At 46.4% G+C, this 18,159-nt stretch carries 15 protein-coding genes; 8 read left to right on the plus strand and 7 right to left on the minus strand.

Annotated features, from left to right (window positions below; translation table 11 throughout):
* Window positions 1-82: 82 nt before the first annotated feature.
* The 7 genes from rsmG to rpmH all read right to left on the minus strand — a co-directional run bounded on the left by rsmG (window position 83) and on the right by rpmH (window position 6,739).
* Window positions 83-799, minus strand: coding sequence for a 16S rRNA (guanine(527)-N(7))-methyltransferase RsmG (rsmG, locus tag NFR98_RS08305; RefSeq protein ID WP_211062420.1), 717 nt, complete (start codon window positions 797-799; stop codon window positions 83-85).
* Window positions 800-863: 64 nt separating this feature from the next.
* Window positions 864-2,753, minus strand: a complete 1,890-nt coding sequence (gene mnmG / locus NFR98_RS08310) for a tRNA uridine-5-carboxymethylaminomethyl(34) synthesis enzyme MnmG (protein WP_211062421.1) — start codon at window positions 2,751-2,753, stop codon at window positions 864-866.
* 206 nt (window positions 2,754-2,959) lie between these two features.
* Window positions 2,960-4,345: a tRNA uridine-5-carboxymethylaminomethyl(34) synthesis GTPase MnmE gene (gene mnmE / locus NFR98_RS08315; protein ID WP_014096607.1), complete on the minus strand. Its 1,386-nt coding sequence runs from the start codon at window positions 4,343-4,345 to the stop codon at window positions 2,960-2,962.
* 301 nt (window positions 4,346-4,646) lie between these two features.
* Window positions 4,647-5,270 carry an RNA-binding cell elongation regulator Jag/EloR gene (gene jag / locus NFR98_RS08320; RefSeq protein ID WP_251459952.1) on the minus strand — a complete coding sequence of 208 codons (624 nt, stop codon included), beginning with the start codon at window positions 5,268-5,270 and terminating at the stop codon, window positions 4,647-4,649.
* Window positions 5,267-6,055: a membrane protein insertase YidC gene (yidC, locus tag NFR98_RS08325; protein WP_014096605.1), complete on the minus strand. Its 789-nt coding sequence runs from the start codon at window positions 6,053-6,055 to the stop codon at window positions 5,267-5,269. The genes jag and yidC overlap by 4 nt, the downstream gene beginning before the upstream one ends.
* A 106-nt stretch (window positions 6,056-6,161) precedes the next feature.
* The gene (gene rnpA / locus NFR98_RS08330) at window positions 6,162-6,506 is read right to left on the minus strand and encodes a ribonuclease P protein component (protein WP_014096604.1); all 345 of its coding nucleotides are present in this window, start codon (window positions 6,504-6,506) and stop codon (window positions 6,162-6,164) included.
* Window positions 6,507-6,604: 98 nt separating this feature from the next.
* Complete coding sequence (gene rpmH, locus NFR98_RS08335) at window positions 6,605-6,739, minus strand: 50S ribosomal protein L34 (RefSeq protein ID WP_003397591.1); 135 nt, start codon at window positions 6,737-6,739, stop codon at window positions 6,605-6,607.
* Between the two features lie 679 nt (window positions 6,740-7,418).
* On the opposite strand from rpmH, the gene dnaA reads away from it, so the two are divergent.
* The 8 genes from dnaA to NFR98_RS08375 all read left to right on the plus strand — a co-directional run bounded on the left by dnaA (window position 7,419) and on the right by NFR98_RS08375 (window position 17,714).
* Window positions 7,419-8,768, plus strand: coding sequence for a chromosomal replication initiator protein DnaA (gene dnaA, locus NFR98_RS08340; protein WP_026683507.1), 1,350 nt, complete (start codon window positions 7,419-7,421; stop codon window positions 8,766-8,768).
* A 199-nt stretch (window positions 8,769-8,967) separates the two neighbouring features.
* Window positions 8,968-10,113, plus strand: a complete 1,146-nt coding sequence (gene dnaN, locus NFR98_RS08345) for a DNA polymerase III subunit beta (protein WP_071452209.1) — start codon at window positions 8,968-8,970, stop codon at window positions 10,111-10,113.
* A gap of 150 nt (window positions 10,114-10,263) precedes the next feature.
* Window positions 10,264-10,482: a S4 domain-containing protein YaaA gene (gene yaaA / locus NFR98_RS08350; protein WP_071452210.1), complete on the plus strand. Its 219-nt coding sequence runs from the start codon at window positions 10,264-10,266 to the stop codon at window positions 10,480-10,482.
* Window positions 10,483-10,515: 33 nt separating this feature from the next.
* On the plus strand, window positions 10,516-11,628 hold the full coding sequence (recF, locus tag NFR98_RS08355; RefSeq protein ID WP_035183060.1) for a DNA replication/repair protein RecF: 1,113 nt from the start codon (window positions 10,516-10,518) through the stop codon (window positions 11,626-11,628).
* 9 nt (window positions 11,629-11,637) lie between these two features.
* The gene (gene remB, locus NFR98_RS08360; protein ID WP_014096599.1) at window positions 11,638-11,916 is read left to right on the plus strand and encodes an extracellular matrix regulator RemB; all 279 of its coding nucleotides are present in this window, start codon (window positions 11,638-11,640) and stop codon (window positions 11,914-11,916) included.
* Between the two features lie 220 nt (window positions 11,917-12,136).
* Window positions 12,137-14,062 (plus strand): DNA topoisomerase (ATP-hydrolyzing) subunit B, encoded by a 1,926-nt coding sequence (gyrB, locus tag NFR98_RS08365; protein ID WP_035183056.1) that lies wholly within the window; start codon window positions 12,137-12,139, stop codon window positions 14,060-14,062.
* Between the two features lie 19 nt (window positions 14,063-14,081).
* Window positions 14,082-16,556, plus strand: a complete 2,475-nt coding sequence (gene gyrA / locus NFR98_RS08370; protein WP_251459956.1) for a DNA gyrase subunit A — start codon at window positions 14,082-14,084, stop codon at window positions 16,554-16,556.
* An 87-nt stretch (window positions 16,557-16,643) separates the two neighbouring features.
* Window positions 16,644-17,714, plus strand: coding sequence for an HD-GYP domain-containing protein (locus NFR98_RS08375; RefSeq protein WP_251459958.1), 1,071 nt, complete (start codon window positions 16,644-16,646; stop codon window positions 17,712-17,714).
* Window positions 17,715-18,159 lie beyond the last annotated feature (445 nt).

The raw sequence follows: 18,159 nt of genomic DNA on the forward strand, positions 1-18,159 counted from the left end.
TGCCAAACTCCCGGCGATTTTTCGAACAATCTCTCTCATTTTAGCGCATCATCCCGATTTCCGGCACGGTAAAACGCCCGCCTTATTCAAGCGGGAGTTTTGCCGGGGTTCCCGGCTTGCGGGGGTATTTTTTCGGCGTTTCCTTTACCTTTTTGACGACAATGAGGTTTCTTTCACTTTCTTCAACCGGCAAGGTAAAGTGGTATACGTTCTCCGTTTTTCCGCCGAGGAGACGGATCGCTTTTTCCGCTTTTTCGAGCTCTTCTTTGGCATGCTGGGCTTTCATCGCGATAAATCTGCCACCGGGTTTCACAAGCGGCAGGCACAGTTCGGAGAGGACGGACATTCTGGCGACCGCCCTTGCCGTGACCACATCGTATTGTTCGCGGTGTTCCGGTTTTTTGGCAAAAGTTTCAGCCCTGTCGTGAAAAAGAGAAACTTCTTTTAAGCCGAGCGCTTCTGTTAAATGCCCGAGAAACGTAATCCGTTTTTGCAATGAATCGACAATCGAAAGCCTTAGTTCCGGAAAACAGATTTTTAACGGGATGCCCGGAAAGCCTGCGCCGGCGCCGACATCGCAAACGTGCAGCGGGCCGTTAAAATCGGTAAAAAAGGCGGCTGTCAGCGAATCATAAAAATGTTTGAGATACACTTCCCCTTTTTCCGTAATCGCCGTTAAATTCATTTTGTTGTTCCAGTCAACAAGCCATTTATAATACGTTTCAAACTGCTGCTTTTGTTCCTCGCTTAAGGGAATGCCTTTTTCAGCCAATAATGGAATGAATTGTCCGCTGTCCATTTTTCCATCCTTTCGGTTGATATGTAAAAAAAGGGAGAAGCCGGAAAAACCCGGGCTTCATGCCTTATCCAGGGATTTTTGCAATTTTCCCCTGTTCAATGTAGACAAGTAAAATTGAAATATCAGCCGGATTTACGCCGGAAATGCGTGATGCCTGGGCAATCGAGATCGGGCGCACTTTGTTTAATTTTTGGCGCGCTTCCGTTGCCAGCCCGTGGATCGCATCATAATCAATATCAGACGGGATTTTTTTGTCTTCCAGCTTTTTCATCCGCTCAACTTGCTGCAATGATTTTGCGATATAGCCTTCATATTTGATCTGGATTTCCACCTGTTCTTCCACTTCAGGCGAAAGTTCCGTTGCAGGCGGCACAAGCGCTTTGATATGTTCATACCGCATTTCCGGCCGTTTTAGGAGATCAGCGGCGTGGATGCCGTCTTTCAGTTCGCTTCCTCCCGCTTCCCGGATCAGTGTCTGTGTTTTTTCATCCGGTTTTAGAATGACGGATTTCAAACGCTTGATTTCTGCTTCAATCGCCTGTTTTTTCGCCGTAAATTTCCGGTAACGTTCTTCGGAAATCAACCCGATTTGATAGCCGATTTCAGTCAGCCTGAGATCCGCATTGTCATGACGCAACAGCAGGCGATATTCAGCACGGGAGGTTAAAAGGCGGTACGGTTCGCGCGTTCCTTTTGTGACCAGGTCATCAATTAAAACACCGATATAAGCATCGGAACGGCCGAGGACAAGTTCTTCTTTCCCCAGTGCTCTTTGCGCTGCGTTGATGCCGGCAATAATCCCCTGTCCGGCTGCTTCTTCGTAACCGGACGTCCCGTTGATTTGGCCGGCTGTATAAAGGTTCTTCACTTTTTTCGTTTCGAGTGTCGGCCACAACTGCGTCGGCGTGATCGCATCATATTCGATTGCATAACCGGGGCGCATCATTTTTGCATGCTCCAGCCCTTCAATGGAGGCCAAAATTTCTCTTTGCACTTCTTCCGGCATGCTTGTTGAAAGCCCTTGTACATACACTTCTTCCGTGTGGCGGCCTTCCGGTTCCAGGAAGAGTTGGTGGCGGGGCTTGTCATGGAAGCGGACGACTTTGTCTTCAATCGATGGGCAATAACGCGGCCCGGTGCCTTTAATCATGCCGGAAAACATCGGCGCGCGGCCGAGATTGGCGTCAATAATGGCATGGGTACGTTCATTGGTGTAAGTCAGCCAGCAAGGAAGCTGGTCCGTGATCATCTTCGTCGTTTCATAACTGAATGCCCGCGGTTCCAGATCGCCCGGCTGGATTTCCGTTTTGCTGTAATCGATCGTTTTGCCGTTTACGCGCGGTGGCGTCCCGGTTTTAAAGCGGACGAGGTCAAAGCCGAGTTCTTCCAGTTTTTCAGCGAGGGCAATGGAAGGCTGCTGGTTATTCGGGCCGCTTGAATATTTCAGTTCCCCGATAATAATTTCGCCGCGCAGGAACGTGCCGGTCGTCAGCACAACCGTTTTGGCTGTATATTTTGCGCCGGTTTTTGTAACAACGCCTTTGCAGACACCGTCTTCAAGTACAAGTGCTTCGACCATCCCTTGCAAAAGCGTCAAATTTTCCTGGTTTTCGATGGTTTTTTTCATTTCACGCTGGTATTCGACTTTATCCGCCTGGGCCCTGAGCGCCTGAACGGCCGGCCCTTTTCCGGTATTGAGCATCCGCATTTGAATATAGGTTTTATCGATATTCCTGCCCATTTCACCACCGAGTGCATCGATTTCGCGGACGACGATCCCTTTTGCCGGACCGCCGATCGACGGGTTGCACGGCATGTAGGCAATCATATCAAGGTTAATCGTGATCATTAACGTTTTGGCACCGATTCTTGCGGCGGCCAGGCCTGCTTCACAACCGGCATGCCCGGCGCCGACTACAATGACATCATAGTCTCCTGCATCGTATTGCCGCATGCTTATCACTCCTTTATTTTATAAAATCAACGGGCAAACGCCCTCCGCTTTTCTTTGTCTAGCTGCGGCTCCTAGCGGCGTACGGATTTTTACGTCTTCTCCTTTCGATAAGCGGGCATCGATTCGCCTACCGGCTCATCGTGTTTCCTTTATCTCGGTCGAAGACTACAAAATCCGTACGCCGCTATACAGTCGCCTCCGCTTTTCTATTTCCCGAGGCAGAATTGGGAGAAGAGTTGGTTCAGTAAGCTTTCCTGGACGGTGTCGCCGATGATTTCGCCGAGCAGGTCCCATGTCCGGGTCAGGTCGATTTGGATGATATCAATCGGGGTGTTGGATTGAATGCCGTTTTGCACATCTTGAATGGCTTCCAATGCCTGGTTCAAAAGCGCAATATGGCGGCTGTTTGATACATATGTCAGGTCGCCTGTTTCCATCTGCCCTTCAAAATACATCGCAGCAATCGCATCTTCCAATTTTTCCATGCCTTCCTCTGTTACAAGCGACGTGGTAAGGATTTTCGCGCCTTGTGCAAGTTCGCGGACGCTTTCCATCTCCACTTGATGCGGCAGGTCCCACTTATTTAAGATGACAATCACATCCATGCCTTCCACCGCTTCAAACAATGCCTCATCTTCCGGGCTGAGCGGCTCGGATGAGTTGATAACAAGCAAAATCAAATCCGCTTCCTTGAGCGCTTTCCGCGAACGTTCCACACCAATTCGTTCCACGATATCTTCTGTTTCGCGGATGCCTGCGGTGTCAATCAGGCGCAGCGGCACACCGCGGACATTGACGTATTCTTCGATCACATCGCGTGTCGTGCCGGGAATATCGGTGACAATTGCCTTATTTTCCTGGACAAGGCTGTTTAACAATGATGATTTTCCAACATTCGGGCGGCCGATAATAGCCGTTGACAACCCTTCCCGCAAAATTTTTCCCTGATGCGCTGTCCGCAACAGTTTTTCAATTTCATTTTTGATGTACTGTGCTTTTTCTTTCAGCATGCGGTGCGTCATCTCTTCAACATCGTCGTATTCCGGATAATCAATATTGACTTCGATATGCGCGACGACTTCCAGTATTTCCTGGCGCAGCTTTTTGACCAGTTTCGACAATCTGCCTTCCATCTGGCCGATCGCCACGTTCATCGCTTTATCCGTTTTGGCGCGGATTAAATCCATGACTGCTTCCGCCTGTGAGAGATCAATGCGTCCGTTCAAAAACGCCCGTTTTGTAAATTCGCCCGGCTCGGCAAGGCGCGCACCATTTTTTAAAACGAGCTGCAATACCCGGTTTACAGCGACAAGCCCGCCATGGCAGTTGATTTCCACGACATCTTCGCGCGTGAACGTTTTCGGCGCTTTCATCACGCTCACCATCGCTTCCTCAACGGTTTCTCCAGTGTCCGGGTCGACAATTTTCCCATAATGGATCGTGTGCGAAGGGACATCCACCAGTTTTTTTCCGCCGACACCTGCAAATAATCGATTCGCAATCGCAATCGCATTTTCGCCGCTTAGCCGGACAATCGAAATCGCTCCCTCTCCCATCGGCGTCGAGATCGCCGCAATTGTATCCATTTCCATTTTTTCACCCCGCTTCCTTTTTTGGTCATTTATATAAAAGATTGGCATTCTGTTTTCTTTTTTTCACCTAACGTAATAGAATACCAAATTTTTTCGCGAATACAAGCGATATGTTCTTTTCCACAATCCACAAAAAGCCGATAATTCCATTTTAACTTATCCACATGTGAATAACAACGGCAGAAAAAGCTGATTGCTCCAGGTTGTGGATATGCTGGTTTTTTTCAACCGGCAAAAAAGCTTTCCGTCCAGAGGGTGCGGCTAAAAAAAAGCCTCCCCCGGTTTCCCGGAAGGAGGCCGTTCAACGCTTTGCCAAATCAATGACAACATAACGTTTTGGTTCATTTCCTTCTGAATAGGTGATGACCTGTTTATGATGAGCGAGCGCACTGTGGATGATTTTTCTTTCATAGGATGGCATTGGCTCGAGCTTTACCGGCCGTCCGGTGCGCAAAACCTGGGCAGAAAGCCTTTCCGCAAGCCGGGTTAGCGCCTCTTCCCGCCTTTTCCGGTAATCGCCGATATTGAGCATCACTCTTTCATAATGCGGATAATACCGGTTCGCTGCCAGCTGCGTGAGAAACTGCAAAGCGTTTAATGTTTGTCCCCTTTTTCCGATCAGCAGTGGAAGATTTTCGCCTGTCACGTTAATATGCAATGTCCGGTCATGTTCTTCGAATTGAAGGCCGGGGGAAACCCCCATTTTTTCGATAATATTGCGCAAATATGAGAGCACTTGCTCAACCGGCGTCTCTTTCAGCCGGACATGGACCACTGCCGGTTTCGCGCCGAGCAGACCGAATATGCCTTTTTTGCCTTCATCTAGAATCTCAATCTCCACATTTTCTTTTTCCGTTTCAAGCGCTTTGAGGGCCTGGTTGACAGCATCTTCTACATTTTTCCCTGTTGAAGTCGTTTCCTTCATTTTTTCGTCCCCCTGGCTTTCGCGTTTTGGACAGGCATACTTGCAGTAGGACTTTTAATGAAATACGACTGGACAATCATGAAGATGTTCCCGACAATCCAGTACAGCGGCAGCGCGGACGGAAGCCCCACGCCGATTACAATAATCATAATGGGCATAAACCAAAGCATCATGTTCATTTGCATTTTCATTTGCGGATTTGCATCATAATTTCCCCCGGACATCATCACTTTTTGCTGGAGAAAGGTGGTGATCCCGGCAATCACAGCAAGCACATAATCCACGGATCCGAGATCAAACCAAAGAAAAGCGGATTCGCGGATAGCCGGCGTCCGGTTGATGGCATGGTAAAATCCGATTAAAATCGGCATTTGAATTAAAATCGGCAGGCATCCTGCGGCAGGATTGATATGGTACTCCTGATACAATTTCATCATTTCCTGCTGGAGTTTTTGCCGTGTTACCGCATCTTTTGAGGCATATTTTTCCTGCAGTTTTTTGATTTCAGGCTGGAGTGCCTGCATGGCTTTCGCACTTTTTAACTGGGTGATATTCAGCGGCAAAATGGCAAGGCGGATGATAATCGTAATCAAAATAATGGATAGCCCATAGCTGCCCCCCAGAAATTGGGCTGCCTTTATAATCAGCCAGGATAAGGGATATACAATATACTGGTTCCAGATTCCTTTGCTTTCCGGTGTGATATCCTGATTAAATTCCGTACAGCCGGCCATCACGGCGGCAAGGGCAAGTACCATTCCTGCCAGAAAAAACTTTTTTCCCAATCGTTTGTCCTCCCCTGTGTGAGATTTCAGCAAAAAACGCTTACTTTTTTAGATGATCCAAAGCAGCCGGATGCTGCCACACGCCCTGGCACTTCTTTCTTTTATTCTAACTTTTTTTAAGGACATGGGCTATTTTCAGGACATGGATTAAGCTCTTCTTGACTTCATGGTAATTCATCTCGGCCGCCGGTTTTCTGGCGATAATAATATAATCATATCCGGGCGGGATGTCTTCTTTCAACTCTAAAAACACTTGCCGGATATATCTTTTGATTTGATTTCTTTTGACGGCATTCCCCAGCTTCTTGCTGACGGAAAGCCCGATTCTGAAATGTTTTCGGTTTTCCTTTTCCAGCACGTATACAACAAACTGGCGGTTTGCGAACGACTTCCCGTGCTTGAAAACCTCCTGAAATTCTGTATTTTTTTTTATCCGATAAGATTTTCTCATATATACTCCTTCTGACCTGCCAACAGTGATGCAGTGAAAAAGCGGTGACCCCGAAACCGCCTTTTTTGTTAAAAAAAACCACTGAGACTTTTCAGTGGTTATGCGGATAATACTTTTCTTCCTTTGCGGCGCCGTCTTGCCAATACTTTGCGGCCGTTTTTTGTACTCATGCGCGCACGGAAGCCGTGGACTTTGCTTCTTTTTCTTTTATTAGGCTGATAAGTTCTTTTCATGTATGACACCTCCTCGAGGGAATTCGTTCGAATGATAAACGACAGTCTATATCATTATAATGACGAACTTTCCTGCTTGTCAAGGCTCTTCAAAACTTCTCACGTACCAGACTTTCATTTTCCCGCAGAAATAACGAGCCGTTTTTCCGGTTCCGCTTCCTTGCTTTTCCGGTCAAAACGGCTCGGGTTTCCGAAAAGAACGGGACATGATGATCACCCTTTGTCATCAGCCGCCATTTTTCCACATATCCGGTATGTGGATAATTTTTCGGTGAATTTTTAACTGTCCACAACAATTATTGACAAGTTTCACACAAATTCAGAGCGTGTGGATAATGTTTTTTCACACCTTTTGCGAATTGTGGATAATTTACAAAGATCATTGCAACACCTAAGATTATCTGTTATGATTATTGTGTTTTAACCCTGGATAACCGGTTGTGCATAACTTGTTCATCCACAGTTTGTGGATAACTTGTGGACAGTTTATCCAGACCAATGGAGTAAAGTTGTCCACAATTGGTGGATGCTGTCGAAAAACCGTATTTATTCCTTATTATATATTTTTCCACTATACAAACATATGCATGTTTATAAATGGCCGTAACCTTCGCCGAAACATTGTTACACAGACAGAGAGAATGGTTATTTTTCGTTTGATAAAAAGGAGGGATTGGCGTTGGAAAATATCGCTGATCTTTGGGAAAAAGCATTGTCCGTGATTGAAAAAAAGATCAGTAAACCCAGCTTTGACACCTGGCTGAAATCGACGAAGGCATACTCGCTCAAAAACGATACGTTTGTCATTTCCGTGCCGAATGAATTTGCCAGGGATTGGCTGGAGGGCCATTATATTCCGCTCATCACAACGGTCTTGTACGACATAACCGGAGAAGAGCTTGAAATTAAATTCGTTATTCCGCAACAGCAGGACAGTGATGAACCGGAACTGTTCCCGTCCCCGAAAAAATCAGCGGAAAAACTGAATGATACCCGCGACTATCAGAGTATGTTGATTCCAAAGTATACATTCGATACCTTTGTCATTGGTTCCGGTAACCGTTTTGCACACGCTGCTTCCCTTGCCGTTGCCGAAGCGCCGGCGAAAGCCTATAACCCGTTATTTATATACGGCGGCGTGGGCCTTGGAAAAACGCATTTAATGCATGCAATCGGGCACTATGTACTGGAGCATAATCCAAAAGCCAAAGTGGTGTATTTGTCTTCTGAAAAATTTACGAATGAATTCATCAATTCCATTCGAGACAATAAAGGAGGCGAATTCCGGAACAAATACCGGAATGTGGATATCCTTCTGATAGATGATATTCAGTTTCTCGCCGGAAAAGAATCCACGCAGGAGGAATTTTTCCATACCTTTAATGCGCTACATGAGGAGAGCAAGCAAATCGTCATTTCAAGCGACCGGCCCCCGAAAGAAATCCCGACGCTTGAAGAAAGGCTGCGTTCGCGGTTTGAGTGGGGATTAATTACGGACATCACGCCGCCTGACCTTGAGACACGGATCGCCATTTTGCGAAAAAAGGCGAAAGCGGACGGTTTAGATATCCCGAACGAAGTCATGCTTTACATCGCGAATCAGATTGACACGAACATTCGTGAACTAGAAGGGGCATTAATCCGTGTTGTCGCCTATTCTTCGCTTATTAACAAGGATATCAATGCCGACCTTGCTGCAGAAGCGCTGAAAGATATCATTCCAAGTTCCAAGCCGAAAACGATTACGATTGAGGACATCCAAAAAGTGGTCGGGGAAGAATACCATGTAAAAATGGAAGATTTTAAAGCGAAAAAGCGCACAAAATCGGTCGCATTTCCGCGCCAGATTGCCATGTATTTATCAAGGGAACTGACGGATTTTTCACTGCCGAAAATCGGGGAAGAATTCGGCGGCCGGGATCATACAACCGTCATCCATGCCCATGAAAAAATCGCCAATTTGATTCAAACGGATACGCAATTTCAAAAGAAAATTGAAGAACTGCAAAATTTGCTGAAAAACGGGTAGTCCACGTTTTAAAAGCGGGCTTGAGCATATTGTGCATAACAACGGATCATGTATGAACAGTCTGTCCACATGTGGATAGACTGTATTTCATTGTACCAGCAACGTTATCCACATGTTCACAACCCCTATTACTAGTACTACTGTTTTTTTAAAAAAAGATTAAGTATAAGTATATGCGTCACACGATGGAGGAATAACCATGAAATTTTCTATTTTGCGGAACCGCCTGATCGAAAGTGTCCAAGATGTGTCAAAAGCCATTACGTCCAGAACCACGATTCCGATTTTAACCGGTATTAAAATTACTGCTTCAGAAGAAGGCATTACTTTTACGGGCAGTGATTCCGATATTTCCATTGAGTCATTTGTGCCAAAAGAAGAAGACGGGGATGAAATGGCTGTGATTCAGCAAACAGGCGGCATTGTGCTGCAAGCAAAGATTTTCGGGGAACTGGTCAAAAAGCTGCCGATGGATATTGTAGAGATAGAGGTTGTCAATCAATTCCAGACCATCATTCGCTCAGGCAAATCGAACTTTAATTTAAACGGGCTTAATGTGGAAGAGTACCCGCATTTGCCGCAAATTACAGAAGACAAAGTGATCCGGATTCCGGCAGATATTTTAAAAAATTTGATCCGGCAAACGGTATTTGCCGTCTCCACCGCGGAAACCCGCCCGATCTTGACAGGTGTAAACTGGAGCATTAAAGGTAGCCGGCTGAACTGTATTGCAACAGACAGCCACCGCCTGGCGCAAAGGACAGCGGAAATCGAAACGGCTGCAGATGCCGAGTATAATATTGTAATCCCGGGGAAAAGTTTAAATGAGTTGAATAAAATTTTGCCGGATTCGAATGAACCAGTGGAAATTGTGATAACGGATAATCAGGTTTTATTTAAAGCAAAGCGTTTATTGTTTTTCTCGCGGCTATTGGAAGGAAATTACCCGGATACATCACGGCTGATCCCGACAGATGGAAAAACGGAAATCGTGGTGAATACAAAAGAGTTTTTGCAAGCCATTGACAGGGCGTCGTTACTCGCAAAAGAGGGGCAAAACGCAAATGTTGTGAAACTTTCATCCGTTACGGATATGCCGGGCACGATTGAAATCACCTCCAATTCGCCCGAAATCGGGAAAGTGACGGACAGAGTAAACTGCAAATCGATTGAAGGGGAAGAAGTAAAGATCTCGTTTAGTTCAAAATATATGATGGACGCGTTAAGAGCGCTCGAGGGAACGGAAATCACGATCCGTTTTACCGGTGCGATGAGGCCATTTGTCATCCGGCCGGTAAATGATGATACGACATTGCAGCTGATTTTGCCGGTAAGGACGTATTGATGAAAAATGCCTGTTGAAAAACAGGCTTTTTTCATCTCCGTTGCATGCGGAAAACAGCGGGCGGCAACGGGAATGCCTTGTTATGCTTTGTGTTTCTGCCTGATTTTTAGTAAAATAATATGTTAGTGAGTACATGAAAAGAGTGAAGAAATGGCAAAAAATGTAAAAATCTCAACAGATACCATTACGCTTGGCCAATTTTTAAAATTTGCGGATATCATTCAAAGCGGCGGAATGGCAAAATGGTTTTTAACCGAACATGAAGTGCTCGTCAATGGAGAACCGGAGCAAAGAAGAGGGCGGAAACTGAAAGAGGCGGACCGGGTTGAAATTGGCGGAATCGGTACGTTTCAAATTATCCGCGGTTGACCGGCGCTTTTTCCGCATAAAGGATGTTGGCATATGTACCTGCAGGAACTGGAACTTCACAATTACCGCAACTATGAAACATTGACCATTCCGTTTGAAAACAAAGTCAATGTGATCCTCGGGGAAAACGCCCAGGGAAAAACCAACCTGATGGAAGCCATTTATGTTTTGGCATTGGCGAAATCCCACCGGACGTCAAATGATAAAGAACTCATCCGCTGGGACGCAGAATATGCTAAAATAAAAGGGAGACTTCACAAAACGCATGGTTCTGTCCCCCTTGAATTGACCATCTCCAAAAAAGGCAAAAAAGCAAAGTACAATCATATTGAGCAAAAAAAACTAAGCCGGTATATCGGCAATATGAATGTGGTCATGTTTGCGCCCGAAGACTTGAATCTTGTAAAGGGGAGCCCGCAGGTCAGGCGCCGCTTTATCGATATGGAGATCGGGCAAATTTCGCCGGTTTATCTGTATGATATGAGCCGGTTTCAAAAAATATTGCAGCAACGGAACCATTATTTGAAGCAGCTGCAAATGAAAAAACAGACAGACCAGACGATGCTCGATATTTTAACCGAACAGTTGATTGAACAAGCCGCTAAAATTGTCATGCGGCGGTTTGAATTTGTGCGGATGCTCGAAGAATGGGCACGCCCGATCCACCATTCGATTTCCCGCGGCTTGGAACAACTTGAGATCCAATATAAACCCTCTGTGAATGTATCAGAAGAGCTCAATTGGTCAAAAATGATAAAATCATACGAAAATAAATTTGCTGAAATAAGGGAGCGGGAAATTGACAGGGGCGTGACGATGGCCGGCCCGCATCGCGATGATTTGGCTTTTGTCGTGAACGGCAGAGATGTCCATACATTCGGATCGCAGGGGCAGCAGCGGACAGCCGCATTATCTGTTAAGTTGGCTGAAATTGAACTGATTTATTCGGAAATCCGGGAATATCCGATCCTGCTACTGGATGACGTACTGTCGGAGCTGGATGACTACCGCCAGTCCCATCTGCTGAATGCGATTCAGGGAAGGGTGCAGACATTTGTGACAACGACAAGCGTGGATGGGGTTGATCATCAAACGTTACGGGAGGCATCCATGTATACAGTGAAGGCAGGACAAATTGTCAGGTGAGGTGTGCCTATGTATCTCCATCTCGCAGAAGATGTCATGATTCGAAGTGATGACATTATCGCTATTATGGACGAGAGATCGCTCAATAGCTCCGGGATCAACAAAGCTTATTTGCAGGCTTTCAAAAAAGCCACAGTCAATTTGGCAAAGGGCAGCTTTAAATCGGCCGTGATTACCCAAAATGCGGTCTATTTATCGCCTTTTTCCCCCGGCATTCTGTTCAAACGGGCAATCGGCCTTTCTCCGGCCGGGTTTATAACCGAACATTTTACCGGAAAACCGGTTTAACATAAGAGAATGTTGCTTACTCAACCGGTGCTTGCTTGTAACACCCGTTACAGGTTGAACCGGCTTTATGCAAGGCGTGTTTTTTGGCACGTCTGTTTCCGGCTAACCGCAAAAAGTGGCGGGTGCAATCTGCCGGGATAACCAGTAGGTGCTAAAGTATCCGCAAATCCCGCAACATCCATCGTGAGCGGTTCAATTTAAGAGAGTGCAGGTGGTATAATTGGAACAAGAACAATTACAGAAGCAGTCTTATGATGCCGAGCAAATCCAGGTTCTTGAAGGGCTGGAAGCGGTGCGCAAACGTCCGGGGATGTATATTGGCTCGACAAGTGCGAGAGGTCTTCACCATCTTGTCTGGGAAATTGTCGACAACAGCATTGACGAGGCACTGGCCGGTTTTTGCGATGAAATCAATGTTTTTATTGAAAAAGACAACAGCATTACCGTGAAGGACAACGGACGCGGCATCCCGGTCGGCATCCAGGAAAAAGTGGGCAGGCCTGCCGTTGAAGTCATCATGACCATTTTGCACGCCGGCGGGAAATTTGGCGGTGGCGGATATAAGGTGTCCGGCGGTCTGCACGGGGTTGGTGCGTCTGTTGTGAATGCCCTGTCTACAGAGCTCGATGTCTATGTCCACCGCGACGGGCATATTTACTACCAAAAATACCGCCGCGGCAAACCTGCCTTTGACTTAAAAATCATTGGCGAAACGGATCGTACCGGCACAACGACTCACTTCAAGCCGGATCCGGAAATTTTTACGGAAACGACCGAGTTCGACTTTGATATTCTTACAACCCGGCTCCGTGAACTTGCCTTTTTAAATAAAGGGATCAAAATCACCATTGAGGACAAACGCGAAAAAAATCCGCGCAAACAAGAATACCATTACGAAGGCGGGATCAAATCGTACGTGGAGCATTTGAACCGCTCGAAAGAAGTGCTCCATAAGGAACCGATTTATGTAGAAGGCGAAAAAGACGGCATAACCGTTGAAGTATCCCTTCAATACAATGACGGGTTTGCCAGCAATATCTATTCTTTTGCCAATAATATTCACACCTACGAAGGCGGCACACATGAGTCCGGTTTTAAAACGGCTTTAACGCGCGTCATCAATGATTATGCCCGGAAAAACAATCTGATCAAAGAAAATGAAGCCAATTTAACGGGCGAAGATGTCCGGGAAGGCCTCACTGCGATTGTTTCCATCAAACACCCGGATCCGCAGTTTGAAGGACAAACGAAAACGAAGCTTGGAAATACAGAAGCAAGAACGATTACAGATGCGGTATTTTCCGAGACGTTTGAGAAGTTTATGATGGAAAATCCTCAAGTGGCGCGGAAAATTGTCGAAAAAGGGCTGATGGCTGCCCGGGCAAGGATGGCTGCGAAAAAAGCGCGCGAACTGACACGGAGAAAAAGCGCGCTCGAATCGACAAGCCTACCGGGCAAACTTGCAGACTGCACATCACGCGACCCGGCTGAGAGCGAGCTCTACATTGTCGAAGGAGACTCGGCCGGCGGTTCTGCCAAGCAGGGAAGGGACCGGATGTTTCAGGCGATCCTGCCTTTAAGAGGGAAAATTTTAAACGTAGAGAAAGCGCGTTTGGATAAAATTTTGTCAAATGCGGAAATCCGGACCATTATTACCGCGCTTGGCACAGGTGTCGGAGAAGATTTTGACATCTCGAAGGCGCGTTATCATAAAGTCGTGATTATGACGGATGCGGATGTCGACGGTGCCCATATCCGCACGTTATTATTAACGTTTTTCTACCGCTATATGCGTCCATTAATCGATGCAGGCTATATCTATATCGCCCAGCCGCCGCTTTATAAAGTGCAGCAGGGAAAAAGGGTCGAATATGTATACAGCGACCGCGGTCTTGAGGAATTGCTTAATACGCTACCCGCCCAGCCGAAGCCCGCTATCCAGCGTTATAAAGGTCTCGGCGAAATGAACCCGGAACAGCTTTGGGAGACGACGATGGAACCTGCCAACCGGACGATGCTGCAAGTGAGCCTTGACGATGCGATTGAAGCGGACGGCACATTTGAAATGCTGATGGGCGATAAAGTGGAACCGCGGCGGAATTTTATCGAAGAAAATGCCATTTACGTGAAAAACCTGGACATTTAAAGAAAAGGAGGTTGCATAAATGGCTGACACACCGGAATCAAATATTGTGGAAGTAAACTTAACCCAGGAGATGCGCACATCCTTTCTTGACTATGCGATGAGCGTCATCGTTTCCCGGGCCATTCCGGATGTACGGGACGGATTAAAGCCTGTGCATAGGAGAATTTTATATGCGATGCACGATCTCGGGATGACTCCTGATAAAGCGTATAAAAAATCGGCGCGTATCGTCGGGGAAGTCATCGGGAAATATCACCCGCACGGCGATTCGGCCGTGTATGAAACAATGGTGCGGATGGCGCAGGATTTCAGCTACCGCTATATGCTGGTTGACGGGCACGGCAACTTCGGATCGGTTGACGGCGACCCGGCTGCTGCCATGCGTTACACGGAAGCGCGCATGTCAAAAATTTCCCTTGAACTGCTGCGCGATATTAACAAAGATACAATTGATTTTCAGGACAACTATGATGGTTCGGAAAAGGAGCCGGCTGTCCTGCCTTCCCGTTTTCCGAATCTGTTGGTGAACGGTTCTTCCGGGATTGCGGTCGGCATGGCAACGAACATTCCACCGCATCAACTCGGTGAAGTCATCGACGCGATTCTTGCTTTAAGCAAAGACCCGGATATTACGATTCAGGAATTGATGGAATATATCCCCGGGCCGGATTTCCCTACGGCCGGTTTAATTGTCGGAAGAAGCGGCATCCGCCGTGCTTATGAAACGGGAAGAGGCTCTATCACACTCCGGGCAAAGGTGGAAATTGAACAAAAATCAAATGGCAAAGAATCCATCATTGTGACCGAACTGCCTTACCAGGTCAACAAAGCCAAATTGATCGAACGGATTGCAGAACTCGTGCATGAAAAGCGGATCGATGGCATTACCGATCTGCGTGACGAGTCCGACCGCAACGGCATGCGGATGGTGATTGAAGTCCGCCGTGATGCAAATGCGAATGTGATTTTGAACAATTTGTACAAGCATACCGCCATGCAGACGACATTCGGCATCAACCTGCTGGCACTTGTTGCAGGCCAGCCAAAAGTGCTGAATTTAAAACAGGCGCTCAAGTATTACCTTGACCATCAGGAAGAAGTGATCCGCCGCAGAACGGCTTTTGAACTGAAAAAAGCGGAAGCGCGCGCCCATATTTTGGAAGGTCTGCGCATTGCACTCGACCATATTGATGCGATTATCCAGCTGATCCGTTCCTCGCAAACAACGGATATTGCCCGCAACGGCTTAATGGAGCAATTTTCCCTGTCCGAAAAGCAGGCACAGGCAATTCTCGATATGCGGCTGCAACGTTTGACCGGACTGGAACGCGAAAAAATTGAAGAAGAATACCGGGGCTTGATCCAACTGATTGCAGAACTGAAAGCCGTTTTGGCAGATGAAGAAAAAGTGCTTGAAATCATCCGTGAAGAGCTGCTCGAAATTAAAGAACGGTTTAATGATGAACGGCGCACGGAAATTATAGCAGCAAGCGTTGACCAGATTGAGGACGAGGATTTGATCCCGCAGGAAAGCATCGCCATCACCCTGACCCATAACGGCTATATCAAACGCCTGCCGATTTCGACGTACCGGAGTCAGAAACGCGGCGGCCGCGGCGTGCAGGGGATGGGCACGAATGAAGACGATTTCGTTGAACATCTTTTAACGACATCAACCCATGATACGATCCTTTTCTTCACGAATAAAGGAAAGGTCTATAAGAAGAAAGGATACGAAATTCCGGAATACGGCAGAACGGCAAAGGGCATTCCGATTGTCAACCTGCTTGAAATTGACAAGGATGAATGGATCAATACGATGATCCGTGTGGAAGATTTCGTAGAAGACTGGTTTTTATTTTTTACCACAAAAAAAGGCATTTCAAAACGCACGCCTGTAACTGAATTTGCCAATATCCGGACGAACGGCCTGATTGCCATTCATCTGAAAGAAGAAGATGAGCTGATTTCCGTAAAACTGACGGACGGCCATAAAGAAATCATTATCGGTACGAAGAACGGCATGCTGATCAGATTTCCCGAAACGGATGTCCGTTCAATGGGAAGGTCGGCAACAGGGGTAAAAGGCATTACCTTAAGCGGCGATGATGAAGTGGTCGGCATGGAGATTCTGGAAGAAAACGATGATGTGCTTATTGTGACCAAAAACGGCTATGGAAAACGGACAAAGGGAAGCGAGTACCGCATCCAGAGCCGGGGCGGAAAAGGTTTGAAAACCTGCAATATCACAAGCAAGAACGGCCCGCTTATTGCTGTGAAGACGGTAACGGGAGAAGAAGATGTCATGCTCATTACAGCGGGCGGCGTGCTGATCCGGATGGCTGTCGGGGATATTTCGGTGCTCGGCAGAAATACAATGGGCGTCAAACTGATCCGTCTTGGTGACGAAGAATATGTTGCCACAGTCGCAAAAGTGGAAAAAGATGAAGAAGAAAATCATGCTGATCCGGTGGAAGAAACCGGAGAGGAATAAGAAATCTCGGGAAGCATTGCACACAATGCTTCTTTTTTTTGATAAAATATGGGCAGCACAGTTGCTTGTTGACGGAGGGAGAAAAACTTGAAGATAAAAGTAGTCGATCTCGTCCCCGGCTATTGTTTGGCTGAGGATGTTATGGGGAAAACGGCTCACCCCATTATGCCAAAAGGAACCCTTTTAACGCAGAAAATGATTCATGTTTTGAAAGCATTCGGGATAGAAGAAGTGGATGTGGGCCGTTCCAATAGCCGTAAAGAGACGAAAGAGAGCACGAGGGAAGAAAGTCAGGAAACGGCAACAGTGCCAGAAGCATTCCGGGAGCAGTACACGGCTGCGGTTGGTAGTTACAAGAAAATGTTTCAAAGCTGGCAGTCCGGTTCCAAAGTCAGTGTAGGGGAAGTGAGGGATTTTTTTATTCCGCTTTTTGAATTGATCGAACAGGATCCCGGGAAAATCCGCATTATTCATCAATATGCAACAAAAGAGGAATACATCTATCATCATGCCGTCTCGGTCGGACTGTTAAGCGGCGCAATCGCCCAAAAACTGCAACTCGGGAAGGGAACTTGCTATCAGGCTGCATTGGCGGGCTGCCTCGCAGATGCCGGCATGGCAAAAATCCCTGCGCCTTTGCTGAGAAAATCAGCCTCCTTAACAGAAGAAGAATACGAAGAAATCAGGAACCATCCTGTATACGGGCTAAAAATGGTCCAGCACTCGCCCCTTTTGAAATCCGAAACGAAACTCGCAATTTTACAGCATCATGAACGTCTTGACAAAAGCGGCTATCCATTTGGTGAAAAACCGGACAGAATTCCGATCCTGTCAAGAATTGTGGCCGTTGCGGATGTATACCATGCCATCGTATGCGACCATATTTATAAAAAGAAGAAAATCCCGTTTCAGGCCATTGAAGAGCTGCTGGAGGATCACTTCGGAGAGTTCGATATTGCTGTGATCCATGCATTAATTAGCCTTGTTGCCCATTTAACGATTGGATCAAAGGTCTTTTTATCCAACAATGAAGAAGCAGAAGTGCTTTACATGAAACCGTCCGCTCCCATTAAACCGCTTGTAAAAATTTTTAGCAGCAATGAAATGGTGGATTTGGAAAGCCGGCCTGATTTGTTTATTACAGAATTAATCCGGTGAGGTTTGAAAAGCAGAAACCGGCCAAAATAGAAGCTTTATTATATTTTGTTTGGATAACCCTTAGACACCGATGCCGTATTTATTGTCGTACCAGCGGAAGCCTTCAGGAGAGATAAATTTATTACTTTATGTATTGCCAGAAACAATATCTATCCGGAGCATAATTGATTTTACGTAAAAACCTTAAGTTCAATTTATTTAGATTTTGTGCATTGTATAGGATTTTGTTGCGCGAACCGAAAAAAGTACTTGCAATTTACTGCATAACGAGTATAATAGAAATTGTGCTTTTTATGGTTGCTTGTTGATTTGCTTTTTTTGTTGACACAAGCTGCCGGATATGTTATGATATAAAAGTCGTCACAAGATGTGATTGTTCCTTGAAAACTGGACAAAACGAAACGTCAAATTCTTTTTGAGCTTTTATCAAACATCTTTACTGAGA

The sequence above is a fragment of the Weizmannia agrestimuris genome (assembly GCF_943193165.1).
Classification (GTDB): Bacteria; Bacillota; Bacilli; order Bacillales; family Bacillaceae_C; genus Weizmannia; species Weizmannia faecalis.